Origin of the sequence: Deinococcus psychrotolerans (assembly GCF_003860465.1) — a bacterium.
In the GTDB taxonomy this organism is placed as follows: domain Bacteria; phylum Deinococcota; class Deinococci; order Deinococcales; family Deinococcaceae; genus Deinococcus; species Deinococcus psychrotolerans.
This window is the reverse complement of sequence record NZ_CP034183.1, coordinates 1,879,216-1,890,458: the sequence shown is the minus strand read 5'-3', so window position 1 is coordinate 1,890,458 and position 11,243 is coordinate 1,879,216. Positions and strand designations below refer to the sequence as shown.

The 11,243-nt window shown below is 61.6% G+C and carries 13 protein-coding genes; 9 read left to right on the top strand and 4 right to left on the bottom strand.

What is annotated here, in order from left to right; translation table 11 throughout:
- Nucleotides 1-51 precede the first annotated feature (51 nt).
- From EHF33_RS09330 to EHF33_RS09320, 3 genes are read right to left on the bottom strand one after another with little or no spacing between them, the layout of a single operon-like run.
- Nucleotides 52-693 carry a histidine phosphatase family protein gene (locus tag EHF33_RS09330; protein WP_124870458.1) on the bottom strand — a complete coding sequence of 214 codons (642 nt, stop codon included), beginning with the start codon at nt 691-693 and terminating at the stop codon, nt 52-54.
- The gene (gene argB / locus EHF33_RS09325) at nt 690-1,439 is read right to left on the bottom strand and encodes an acetylglutamate kinase (RefSeq protein WP_124870455.1); all 750 of its coding nucleotides are present in this window, start codon (nt 1,437-1,439) and stop codon (nt 690-692) included. Before argB ends, EHF33_RS09330 begins: the two co-directional genes overlap by 4 nt.
- A 40-nt stretch (nt 1,440-1,479) precedes the next feature.
- Nucleotides 1,480-1,965 (bottom strand): GNAT family N-acetyltransferase, encoded by a 486-nt coding sequence (locus tag EHF33_RS09320; RefSeq protein WP_124870452.1) that lies wholly within the window; start codon nt 1,963-1,965, stop codon nt 1,480-1,482.
- Between the two features lie 312 nt (nt 1,966-2,277).
- Here EHF33_RS09320 and EHF33_RS09315 point away from each other — a divergent pair, with 312 nt between their 5' ends.
- The 8 genes from EHF33_RS09315 (at nt 2,278) to EHF33_RS09280 (ending at nt 10,036) form a co-directional block, all read left to right on the top strand.
- Entirely contained in the window at nt 2,278-3,315 is a 1,038-nt protein-coding gene (locus EHF33_RS09315; protein WP_241191117.1) for a tRNA dihydrouridine synthase, read from the top strand.
- Between the two features lie 82 nt (nt 3,316-3,397).
- Nucleotides 3,398-3,952, top strand: a complete 555-nt coding sequence (locus tag EHF33_RS09310; protein WP_124870449.1) for a DinB family protein — start codon at nt 3,398-3,400, stop codon at nt 3,950-3,952.
- Nucleotides 3,953-4,508: 556 nt separating this feature from the next.
- Nucleotides 4,509-5,153, top strand: coding sequence for a guanylate kinase (gene gmk, locus EHF33_RS09305; RefSeq protein WP_124873030.1), 645 nt, complete (start codon nt 4,509-4,511; stop codon nt 5,151-5,153).
- Between the two features lie 13 nt (nt 5,154-5,166).
- Entirely contained in the window at nt 5,167-6,132 is a 966-nt protein-coding gene (locus EHF33_RS09300) for an NAD-dependent epimerase/dehydratase family protein (RefSeq protein ID WP_124870446.1), read from the top strand.
- Nucleotides 6,133-6,151: 19 nt separating this feature from the next.
- The gene (gene pdxY / locus EHF33_RS09295) at nt 6,152-7,045 is read left to right on the top strand and encodes a pyridoxal kinase PdxY (RefSeq protein ID WP_124870443.1); all 894 of its coding nucleotides are present in this window, start codon (nt 6,152-6,154) and stop codon (nt 7,043-7,045) included.
- Nucleotides 7,046-7,550: 505 nt separating this feature from the next.
- Entirely contained in the window at nt 7,551-8,291 is a 741-nt protein-coding gene (locus EHF33_RS09290) for a hypothetical protein (RefSeq protein ID WP_124870440.1), read from the top strand.
- Nucleotides 8,292-8,324: 33 nt separating this feature from the next.
- The gene (locus EHF33_RS09285) at nt 8,325-9,065 is read left to right on the top strand and encodes an enoyl-CoA hydratase-related protein (RefSeq protein ID WP_124870437.1); all 741 of its coding nucleotides are present in this window, start codon (nt 8,325-8,327) and stop codon (nt 9,063-9,065) included.
- A gap of 128 nt (nt 9,066-9,193) precedes the next feature.
- A complete protein-coding gene (locus tag EHF33_RS09280; protein WP_124870434.1) occupies nt 9,194-10,036 on the top strand; it encodes an SDR family oxidoreductase in 843 nt (280 codons plus the stop codon).
- Nucleotides 10,037-10,048: 12 nt separating this feature from the next.
- Here EHF33_RS09280 and EHF33_RS09275 read toward each other — a convergent pair whose 3' ends face one another.
- On the bottom strand, nt 10,049-10,579 hold the full coding sequence (locus tag EHF33_RS09275; protein ID WP_124870430.1) for a DUF4188 domain-containing protein: 531 nt from the start codon (nt 10,577-10,579) through the stop codon (nt 10,049-10,051).
- 77 nt (nt 10,580-10,656) lie between these two features.
- Between EHF33_RS09275 and EHF33_RS09270 the strand changes: the two genes are divergently transcribed.
- On the top strand, nt 10,657-11,238 hold the full coding sequence (locus EHF33_RS09270) for a PadR family transcriptional regulator (protein WP_124870427.1): 582 nt from the start codon (nt 10,657-10,659) through the stop codon (nt 11,236-11,238).
- Nucleotides 11,239-11,243: the final 5 nt, after the last annotated feature.

Genomic DNA, 11,243 nt, shown 5'->3' with positions numbered 1-11,243 from the left:
CCGCTTGAGGTAAGAAGGCCAGTCAGACAAGCCCAGTCAGCCAAATCGCAGTCAACTGGTGGTAAGTGGAATCAGATGTGCACTTTGAACCGCGCTGCACGCCAAGACCTCGCCGGACTCGGTGTCCAAAGTCAGGACGGTATAAGCGGCGTTGGCATGGCGAAACAACTCCTGCCGCATGGCTTCACGCGGAGTCAACCCGCTCAGCGCACACAGTAGGCCCGTGAGAGCAAGGCCGTGTGACACCGCCAGCACCACTTCACCGGCCTTTCGGGGGCGGGCCGTCTCAAACCAGTCCAGCATCCGCGCGGTGGTCTGGGCAAAGCTCTCGCCGCCGGGCGGGTGCAGCAAGCTGAAATCCTGCGTCCAGGCCTCGGCAAACCGGGGATTCTCGGCCAAAAGTTCGCTGAGCAGGTGGCCTTCGTGCTCGCCAAATTCCTGTTCGCGCAGCCTTACATCGGTGGTGATAGGCAAACCGAGCCGTGCGGCCACCTCGCCCGCCGTCTGCTCGGCCCGCAGCAAATCGCTGGCCCAGATTTGGCTGGGGCGGCTCTCCAACGCGGCGATGTGGCTGGCCAGTTGCCCCGCCTGCGCCTGACCCGTTTCGTCCAAAGGCACCTGAGAACGGCCCTGTATTTTACCGGCGCTGTTGTGGGCGGTGCGGCCATGCCTTGCCAGCAGCAACGTGCTCACGGCACCACCCGCGTTCCGGCTTGGCCCGCCGCCGCCCGTTCCAGTACGCCCGCCTGCATCCCGCTGGCAATAGTGGCGTAGGCCGCGCCGCGCCTGAGGGCGTCGAGGGCGGCCCGCACTTTGGGAATCATCCCGCCGCCGATCCAGCCTTCCGCAATGCCTTCTTCGGCTTCCTCGCGGCTGAGCTGCTCCACCAGTGATGCAGCGTCGGGAAAATGGCGGTACACCCCGTCCACGTCGGTCAAAAAGATCACGCCTTCCCTCAGCGCTCCGGCGACTGCGCCCGCCACTGTATCGGCGTTGATGTTCAGTGCTGCTCCTCTCTTGTCCACCGCCACACAGCCCACCACCGGCGTCAGGCCGACGCTGAGCAGCTTGCGGAGCAGTTCGGCGTTGACACTGACGATTTTGCCGACTCTTCCCAGTTCACCGCCCAGCGGCTCGGCCACCAGCAAGTTGCTGTCGTGGCCCATCAGGCCCACCGCGCTGCCGATTTCGTAAGACAGTTCTTTATTGAGCTGTCCCAGCGCCATCTCAATGACGTGCATGGCTTCGGGCGTGGTGACGCGCAGGCCGCGCACGAACTCACTTCTCAGGCCGCGCCGCTCCAGTTCGCGTTCGATGACGGGGCCGCCGCCGTGAACGACCACCAGCGAATGCTCACGGCAAAGGGCGGCGAGTTCGTGGGCCACCGTGCGCCGCAGCTCCACATTTTTCATGGCGTTGCCGCCGTACTTGACGATCATGCTGCTCAGGATAAAGCGCCGGGCTGCCCGAAGTCAGCGCTCAGCTCAGCGCGGCAGGCTGCGGCTCGGGCTGGCAGTGCAGCGGCTTGGCGTACCAGGTCATGACTGGGCGGGCGTCGGTGGCAAAAGTAAACCCGAGGCGCTCCCAGAACTTGACGGCCCTTTGGTTGTCGCCCAGTACGCTGGCCAGCAGCCGCCGACTGTCGGGCAGACGCTTTTCCAGGTCGCGCACGACCCGCTCGCCCAGCCCGCGTGACTGAATATCGCCGCGAATCAGCAGCAAATTGATGGTCACGTCGCCCGCGTAGGGGTAATTGAGTTTGTAATCGAGGCTGCCCACCGCTTCGCCGCCCTGATAGAGCAGCTCCAAGTGGCGGCGCGAATCGTAGAGCGCGGTTTCGATGTCCCGCGTGACTTCTTGCAGAGACGGCACCCGACTGCCCAGCAGCGCGAAATAGCTGGGTGTGGCTTGGTACAGATGGTGGAGCAAAGGTGCGTGGTGCAGAGCGACGGGTTGTACCTTCAAGGGTCATTCCTCCCCTTCCTGCATAAGGAAGCACCCTACACAGGGGAAATACGAGCGCGGACGAACTTTAAGACCCCACCAGCATACCCTTCGGTGTCAAATGAAAAGTGAAAAGGGCTTATATGGTGGTGGGGGTAAGGTGCTGGCCCCCTGAGCCCCCTGTCTCTGTTTCCGTACCAAACGGCTATGGGAAATGAACGGTGAGCGACCTGACTGGCGGCTGAGATCGGCCCACCTATAACCCCGCAGTGCGGAACTTCTGCCCGCTGCCTGACTCCATTTCAAATAAGACCTCCTTGCTACCATGCTTGCATGACCGCCGTTCTTCCTGACCTTTCTACACCCGTTGCCAACCAGCGCGGCTTTTATGCCCGGCGCTTAGAGGCCCGCACGCCGCAGTTTCCCGGTGCGGTGCTGGCCCCGATGGCCGGGTACAGCGACGCCCCGATGCGCCAGCTCTGCGCCGAGGCCGGGGCGCTGTGGACGGTCAGTGAAATGATCAGCTCACGCGGCCTGGTGCTGGGCAACGAGGACGCCGATTTGATTATCGGCAAACCCTACAAAGGTGAAGTGGGCCGCGTGGTGCAGCTTTTCGGAGCCGACCCTGACATCTTGGCCGAAGCCTCCCGCAAAGCCGCAGAGTGGTTCGATGCCGCCGCCATCGACCTCAACATGGGCTGCCCCGTGCCCAAAGTGCGCGGCAAAGGCGGAGCCTGCCTCCTCCAAACGCCCGAAGTGGCCTACACCCTGATCTCGGCCATGCGCGGGGCCGTGCCGCTGGACGTGAGCGCCAAAATCCGGCTGGGCTTCGATACCAACCGCGCTGTGGAAGTCGCGCAGGGTCTGGAGGCGGCGGGCGTGAGCTTGATTACCGTTCACGGGCGCACCTCGGCCCAGCGCTACACCGGGCAGGCCGATTGGGACGCGATTGCGGCAGTGGCCGCCAGCGTCCGCGTGCCGGTGATTGGCAGCGGTGACGTACTGAGCGCTGAGCAGGCCCGTGAGCGCCTCAAAACCGGTGTGGCCGCTGTGATGATCGGGCGCGGCGCGGTGGGCCAGCCGTGGATTTTCAGCGAACTGCTGGAAGACGGTTTTGCGCTTCCTGATTTGAAGGCGTGGGCGTCTACCGCGCTGCGCCACACCCGCTTGAACGCCCAGTGGTATGGCGAATGGCGCGGCATGAAGCAGATGAGAAAAGTTTTGCCGCGCTACTTGGCGGGCGCTGAGCCTTTGCCGAGCGAGTTGCGTGACGCTTTGGTGCGCCTCGACACCTTGCTGCAGGCCGAGGCGCTGCTGCGTCCCCTGGTAGGTCAGATGGAAGACGGGCGGGCCGACTTGGCAAGTGCCTAAGTAAAAGCTGGCTGAATGATGAAAGCGACTTTGGCCGGACACCGCAAGTGAATAAGTCAAGCGAGTATGCTCTAATACCCCCATGAATGTCCGCGAATATTACACGTACCTTGCTGCTGCACGCGAGCAACTGTGGAATTTTTTGCGTGCATTGCCGGAAGATGATCTGAATGCCGCCCTTATTGATGGCGACCGCTTTCACAACATCAAAGACCTCTTGCTGCACGTCATTGACATCGAAGACCACTGGGTGCATGTGATTGCGCGTGGAGACGGCCTCGAGGCCAGCGCTTTTCAGCACGACTGGGTCAGGCCGCAAGCCGAGCAGTACCAGCTTTCGTGGATTTTGGATTACGGCAAAGCGGTGCAGAGGCGTACTCAGGATTTTCTGGAATCGCAACCGGATTTCAGCGCTTCGGTCAAGCTGGTTCAAGACGATCCGGCCTCGGCCAACGCCACTTTGGATCAACTGTTGTGGTACGTGATGACCCATGAGGTTCGCCATACCGCTCAAATCGCCCTCTTGGTGCGTCAACTCGGCCACACTCCGCCTTGGCTCGATTACCTGCGCTTCGTGCGGCCTCAAATGCCCGAAATCGCTCTTGAAGATGACGCTGGCCTTGAGGACGAAGAGTAAAGCCGGTCAGCAACAGGAATAATCTGACCGCCGATTTGCGGTTGGGAACTTTTATAGAGTGTAAAGAAAACGCCCACCAATAAGGGGGCGTCGAAATCAATCTCGGTTTGTTGGGGAATGTGGCCTTAGCTTGCCCAGAGGCTGCGAGCGCCGTTGGTTTGCTTGGTGGTATCGACGGTGGGGCTGGCAAACGCTGCGCCGACCAAAGCGAGGGCCAGCAACGCGAGGATAGTTTTCTTCATATTTCACCTCCTGAGTCTCAGATAGCTCCCACTTTAGCCGACTTTATTCATTGTCGCAACGCTACTTTGTACTGCAAAATTGGCTCAGCGGCATGGTGGAAAAGGTAAGCAGTTGGCAAGAAGGTAAGGCCTGTCTCCTTGTGTTCACCTTCTCTATTTTCTGATACCCACTCGACCTGAAAGTCGACCGCTGTTCCAGTCGTTTGACTGTGCAGAGGCGGCGTCAGAAGGGGTATGCTTTTCAGATGTCGGCAACGCTCCAAACCACCGAACGGCCTACGCCCTCCAGCCCCTCTAATAGCACCCCACCAACAATGCCGCAACCCGTGCCAGCAAGCCGCCTGACGCATCAGCCTCAGCGCGGCTTGCTCATCGTCATGACCGGCGCTTCGGGGGTGGGCAAAGGCACCCTGCGCGAAAAATGGCTCAACGACCAAGACGTTTTTTACTCGATGTCGTGGACGACCCGCCCCGCCCGCAGCGGAGAGCGTCCCGGCCTCGATTACCACTTCGTAACGCCGGAGCAGTTTGAAGCCCACGCTCAGTCCGGCGGCTTTTTGGAACATGCCGAGTTTGTCGGCAACCGCTACGGCACGCCCAAAGGCCCGATTGATGAAGCGCTCTCACGCGGCCAAGACGTGATTTTGGAAGTGGAAGTGCTGGGAGCCATGCAGGTGGCCGCCCAGTCCAGCGAAGCGGTGCTGATTTTCATCATGCCGCCGAGCCTCACCGAGTTGCGCCGCCGCTTGGAAGGCCGCGCCACCGAGACGCCCGAGCGAATTGAAAAGCGGCTGGCCCGCGCCCGCGAAGAAATCCTGGAAGCCCACCATTTCCGCTACGTGGTGGTCAACGACGATTTGGACCGCGCCGTGGATGATCTGTGCGCCGTCCAGCGGGCCGAGCGGCTCAAAGCCCAGCGCTACAGCGCCGCCGATTTGCAAAGTATCGTAGATCAGTGACGGCGAAGCGCCCGTGAACGTGCTGATTCTCGGTGGAACTCAGTTTATCGGGCGACACACCGTGGAAGCCGCCCTCGCGGCGGGGCACCGAGTCAGCGTCTTTAACCGGGGCCAGTCGCCGGATGAGCTGCCTGCCGAAATCGAGCGCCTGCGCGGCGACAGAGATCAGGGCAAATCGGGCCTGACCGCGTTGATGGGCCGCCAGTGGGACGCCTGTGTGGATGTCAGCGGCTACCTGCCCCAGCAGGTCAGAGCCAGCGCCGAACTGCTCAGTGGGCAAGTCGGGCGCTACGTGTATATCAGCTCGCGGGCCGTCTACGCCGAGCCGTGTCCGCTGCCCATTACCGAGCAGTCGGCCTTGCAAGCGCCCGCTGCCGAAGACATAACCGAGATCAATGGTGAAACCTACGGCCCACTCAAAGTCGCCTGCGAACAGATCGTGCAAGCCCTCTACCCTGACGCCTGCACCATTCTACGGCCTCAAATCGTGGTCGGCCCGCATGATGCCAACCCGCGTTACCCGTACTGGGCGGTGCGGGCAGCAAGGGGCGGCGTGATGCTGGCTCCCGGTGACGGCTCCGATCATTTGCAAGTTGCCGATGTGCGCGACGTGTCCCGATTTGTGCTGAAGGTGATCGCAGACGGGCGTTCTGGAGTCTTCAATCTGGCGGGGCCGCGCCTGATCTGGGCCGATTTTTTGCGGCGCTGCGGCGCTACGGACGTGCATTGGGTAGATGCGGACACACTCAAGCAGGCGCTGCTGGATACCGAAGAACTCAGCTTGTATGTGGCCGACACCGATCCGCAGGCGGGACGCATGAACGTCAGCTTTGACCGGGCCATCCAAGCGGGCTTCACGCTGACGGCTCCCGAAGTCACGGCGCGGGACACGCGAACTTGGTGGAGCCGCCAGTCGGTGCCGTTTACCCTGACGCCCGAACGCGAAGTGCAGGTGCTCAGCAGACTTGACCCGACTTGAGCAGCGCTATTCTTGTGCCATGACCAAGCGCCCAAGTTTGCCGCAAAATATCCTCTCTATTCAGTCATGGGTCAGTTACGGGCATGTCGGCAACGCCGCCGCCGTGTTTCCGCTTCAGCGGCTGGGCTTTGAGGTGTGGGCCATCAACACGGTGCAGTTTTCCAACCACACCGGCTACGGTGCTTGGACGGGGCCAGTGTTCGCGCCGGAAATGGTGGCTGAGCTGATAGACGGCATAGAAGCCAGAGGCGTGCTACCGACGTGCGGCGCGGTGCTGAGCGGCTACATGGGCAGTGAGGGCACGGTGGCGGCGGTGGTGGACGCGGTGAAACGGATTCGGGCCGCCAATCCCGAGGCCCTGTACTGCTGCGACCCGGTAATGGGCGATTACGGGCGCGGCGTGTTCGTGCGGCCCGAGTTGCCGGAGCGCATCACGGCGCTGGCCATTCCCGAGGCCGACATTCTGACGCCCAACCAATTTGAGCTGGAACTGCTGACAGGCCAGAAGATAGAGACGCTGGAAGACGCCCTGAAGGCTTCTCGCCAACTCAGAGAGCGGATGCGTGGGGGCGGCCCCCGCGTGGTGGTCGTGACCAGTTTGGTGCGTTCGGATGCATCACCTGAGAGCATTGAAACCCTCGCCGTCACCGCCGAGGGCGCTTGGTTGTGCTCCACGCCGCTGCTGCCGCTTGAGCCGCCGCGCAACGGCACCGGGGACGCCATCGCCGCGCTGTTTCTGGGGCAATACCTGAGCAGCAACCAAGCGGGCGAGGCGCTGAGCTTGGCGACCAGCGCTTTGTATGCCCTGCTAGAAATCACCCACGCCGCTGACAGCCGTGAAATTCAGCTGGTGGCCGCGCAGGACGAATATAATCGGCCAAATCGGGTGTTTGAAGCGGAGCAGGTGGGGTGAGTCAGATTGAGGCCAGTTCGGTCAGCGCTCGATTCGCTCCATGAAGATGCTGTTGCCAAGCTTGGCCGTATTGCTCCTCTTGATCGGATCACTCTCGCAGGCGGCCGGTCTAAACGTCCCACTGGAAGCGCAACGATACCTGCAAGGCTGCATTACCTCAATTGCAGTCGCGGAAGTCAGGGAGCCGAGCCTCGCTGACACGCTAACTGGGCCGCTATCTTGCGACTCCCCAGCCTTCGATATGGCCCAATCGTATTACGGCGAGTCGAGCAGCCCTGCCGTCGCTGGAAGCCGAGTCAACTTGGGCGCGGGCAAGCTTGGAGACTTCAGAGTGACGGTCACAGACATTAGCGGCAAAGTCTGGACTGGCACCGAGTCGAATAGGCCCAAGGTCAAGCCCCGGCTCCCTTCCCCGCAGTGGCTTGCTCAAGCTCAAGCAGCGGCGTACCAAGTTGCAGCCCAAAATACAGCCCGAAGTTGCGTCACGGCCATAGAGATTTACAAAGTGAACAATCTTGAACGCCTCCAACCTGAATGGGAAGGCAAAGGTTGTGTTGAAGTGGACTTGGTGGCAGCGGGCAACAGCGCGGCCATTGAGAAGAGTCTCATCACATTCCGTCCCGATACTGAGGAAGGCTACCAAGTCACTGTTTGGCCCAAACTGGGCGGCGAAGTGGTAGTGATGCCTGCTACGTTGACACTTAAGCCGCCCAACCTGCAAAAAGAGCCGTCCAGTCCACCGACGCTGCCTCAACCACTTGGCTTCATTCTGGGCTGCTTTCTTGCTTTTCTTGTGGGTGGTCTCACATTGCTACTCACCACCTTTAAGTTGCCGAGTAGCCGGATAGTGGGTGGTCTAGGGATGGGTTTAGGCATGGTGCTGGTGGCTACAGCGCTGCTCTTCCCGACGAATTGCTGTCCGACCACCAACGACAGTTGGGTGCCATTCATTGTCAGTGCGTTCGGTGAACTCGCTCGGCTGTTGCTCACTGGTGCGCCCCTACTAATACCGCCGCGTCTGGCTCACTGGTGGGGACGTGAAGCTTGGTGGGTCAGTGTGGGCAATGCTGTGCTGGTCGGTGTATTTGTGCTGGTTGGGATAGGAGGAAGTTTATCAGTTGAGGGGCTTTCGGATGGCCTCCAAGCCACGTTCCAATCTGTTCTGCCTGTTCTCTCTGCCGCTTTGGTAGTGTGGGTGCTTTGGCAGCGGCTACGGCGCGGCAAGCCACCAACCGTCTATCCCTGAACCCAGTTCACTTTCCCGCGCTAAACTCCGGCCATGAGTCACCAAACCGTTCGGCTCACCTCCCAAGGTGAGGTCGCCACCCTGACCATCATTTCCAAAAAAGGCAGTATGGGGCCAACTTTCTGGCGAGAAATGGCCGAAGTCTTGCCCCAACTTGCTCAGGCCAGAGCGCTGATCATTCGCGGCGAGGAGTTGTTCAGCGCGGGGTTGGACGTGAAAGCCTCGGCCCAGAGCATCGGCGAGTCACTGGGCAATTTAGAAAAGTTCCGCGCCCAAGTCGCCCCGATGCATCTGGCCTTTGAAGGCGTGGCGGCGCTGCCCATTCCAGTGATCGCCGCCGTACACGGCTGGTGCATCGGAGCAGGCACCGAACTGATCAGCGCCTGCGATATTCGTCTGTGCAGCGCGGACGCCCGCTTCAGCTTGCCGGAAGTGCGCCTCGGCATCGCTGCCGATCTGGGCGGCCTCCAGCGCCTCCCCGCCATCGTGGGGCAGGGCTGGGCGCGGCAACTGGCCCTCACCGGAGAGCCGATCGACGCCGTCAGAGCCGAGCGCATTGGCTTGGTCACTGAAGTGCTCACAGACCCCGAAGCCTTGTTTGCCCGCGCTGCGGAGTTGGCTGCTCACCTCTCCAGTTTGCCGCCAAAGGCGCTGGAAGGCACCAAAAAAGTGCTCAACGCTGCTTTGCCCCATGCCGAGAGTCTGAGTCAGGCGGTGGACTGGAACGCCGAGCACATGACAGCGGAGGGGCTGGCGGCGGCGTTTCGGAAGTGAAATAACTTTGGTCGCTGTGCTCATTCTCCCCTTCCAGCGGAGCTAAAAGCGAAGCCCTTCATCTTTATTCCTCTCCCTTTTCAGGGGGTCGTGAGCAGCAAAAACCACCACAACCACAAGGAGACACCATGACCCAGCCACACCCCGCAACTTCGACCTTCCGCCCTGATTTGCTGGCGGGCAAGCACGCCCTGATTACCGGCGGCGGCAGCGGCATCAACCTCGGCATTGCCCAGAGCTTCGCGGCGCACGGCTGCGCCATCACGATTCTGGGCCGCAACCTCGAAAAAGCCCAGAACGCGGCGGCGGGCATCGTGGCAGAGGGCGGCAAAGCCATTGGCGTCAGCGCCGACGTGCGCGACTTCGCGGCCATGCAAGCAGCAGTCGCGCAGGCCATAGCCGCTCAGGGCGACTTCGACATCGTGCTGGCGGGTGCGGCGGGCAACTTCCCGGCCCCGGTGGACGGCATCAGCCCCAACGGCTTCAAAACGGTGGTGGAAATCGATTTGATCGGCACCTACCACACCATCAAAGCGGCGGCCCCGCACCTGAAGCAGCCCGGCAACATCCTCAGCATCAGCGCCTACGGTGTGCCAGTGCCGATGCAGGCGCATGTGGTGGCGGCCAAGGCCGGTGTGGACGCCCTGACGCAAACGTTAGCGGTGGAGTGGGGGCTGCGCGGCGTGCGCGTCAATGCCATCATTCCCGGCCCGATTGACGGCACCGAGGGCATGGCCCGCCTTGCGCCCGACGAAAAAACGCGCTCGCAATTTACCCGCACTGTGCCGCTGGGCCGTTTCGGGGTGCCGCAAGACATCGCCAACGCAGCGCTGTTTTTGGTCTCCGACGCCGCCAGCTACATCACCGGCGTGATTTTGCCGGTAGACGGCGGCCAGAACATGCTCGGCGGTGCGCCGCAGTACCAGATGTATTTGGCGATGCAGGCGGCGGAAAAAGCCAAAACCAGCTAAGCAAAAAGCCAGCTAAGCTCCTTTGATTTCACCGCCCATCCGCCCCGCTGCGGTGGCCCTGCGCCCGCTGGCCGCCACGAGTTTGCCCGCCTGACCCAACCCAAAGGCGGGCATATCGACGTACACCGTTTCGTACTCTCCTGCCGCCACGCGGTAAGTTTCGTGCCAGATACCCACCGTGCCGCCCGATGTTCTGGCGCTTTGGTTAAAGGCCCGCCACGCCGGAAGGTGAACGTGCTGGCGCGACTGGGCGTAGGCGTTGAGGTGTTCGCTGCTGCGCCAGAACTGAATCAGGGTGGTTCCCGCGAAGCGCCCGCCGAGGAGGCCGAGTTCCGGCGCTTTCTCCAGTTCGGCGAGCATTTTGGGCATCGCCAAAAACACCGGCAGCCATGCCGATACCTTCCACGGCTTGTTGATCCGCATTCCGATCATAAACACCACGAAGTCCCCGTCAAGCTCGGCAGTCAAGCGGCTGGGTGCAGGGTTGGCACGGGTGCTGACCGTCTGTGTGTCTGGGCCAGTTGTTGCGCTGCTGGGCGTCATAGGTTGCTCCCTGACCGCTAACCATCCATTTTGAATGGTCTACTCTGGATGGTCTGAAGAAAGTGTAGACTGTCAGGGTGAGTGATGCAAGTCAGGCGCTGGGCCCTTCGGCTTATATCGTGCTGGGACTGCTGAGTCAGTGCGGCAGCGGCACCTCCTACGACCTCAAGCGCTGGGCTGACGAATCGGTCGGCCATTTCTGGAACTTTCCGCGCTCGCAGCTGTACGCCGAGCCGCAGCGCCTCGTTTCGCTGGGCCTGCTCAACGACACACAGGAAGACGGCGGGCGGCGCAAACGCACTTATCAGGTGACGCCAGCGGGGAGAGCGGCGCTGCAAGACTGGCTGTCTGAGCCTGCCGGTTTTCCCGAACTGCGCGACCTCGGCCTGCTCAAGCTGTTTTTTGCCGAGGAAGGCTCGCCTCAGCAGGTGCGGCAACTCGCTGCCGAGCAACTGCAAGTTCACCGCGAGCGCTTGGCGGTGTATCAAGCGCTCAGCCGCCTTCCTGACCTCTCAGCGGCAGGCCCGAGTGCGTTTGGGCGGCACACCTTGCGGATGGGTTTTTTGTACCAGGAAGCCAACATCACCTTTTGGACAGAGCTTTTGGATTCGTTTTCTGTGCCGCCGCTTCTGGTGCCAGAGCCGCCTATGTCAAAGTAGGAAGC

Coding starts and splice junctions, on each gene's coding strand:
- argB (WP_124870455.1), bottom strand. CDS start 1,439: ATGATCGTCAAGTACGGCGGCAACGCCATGAAAAATGTGGAGCTGCGG.
- EHF33_RS09315 (WP_241191117.1), top strand. CDS start 2,278: ATGACCGCCGTTCTTCCTGACCTTTCTACACCCGTTGCCAACCAGCGC.
- EHF33_RS09310 (WP_124870449.1), top strand. CDS start 3,398: ATGAATGTCCGCGAATATTACACGTACCTTGCTGCTGCACGCGAGCAA.
- gmk (WP_124873030.1), top strand. CDS start 4,509: ATGCCGCAACCCGTGCCAGCAAGCCGCCTGACGCATCAGCCTCAGCGC.
- pdxY (WP_124870443.1), top strand. CDS start 6,152: ATGACCAAGCGCCCAAGTTTGCCGCAAAATATCCTCTCTATTCAGTCA.
- EHF33_RS09285 (WP_124870437.1), top strand. CDS start 8,325: ATGAGTCACCAAACCGTTCGGCTCACCTCCCAAGGTGAGGTCGCCACC.
- EHF33_RS09280 (WP_124870434.1), top strand. CDS start 9,194: ATGACCCAGCCACACCCCGCAACTTCGACCTTCCGCCCTGATTTGCTG.
- EHF33_RS09275 (WP_124870430.1), bottom strand. CDS start 10,579: ATGACGCCCAGCAGCGCAACAACTGGCCCAGACACACAGACGGTCAGC.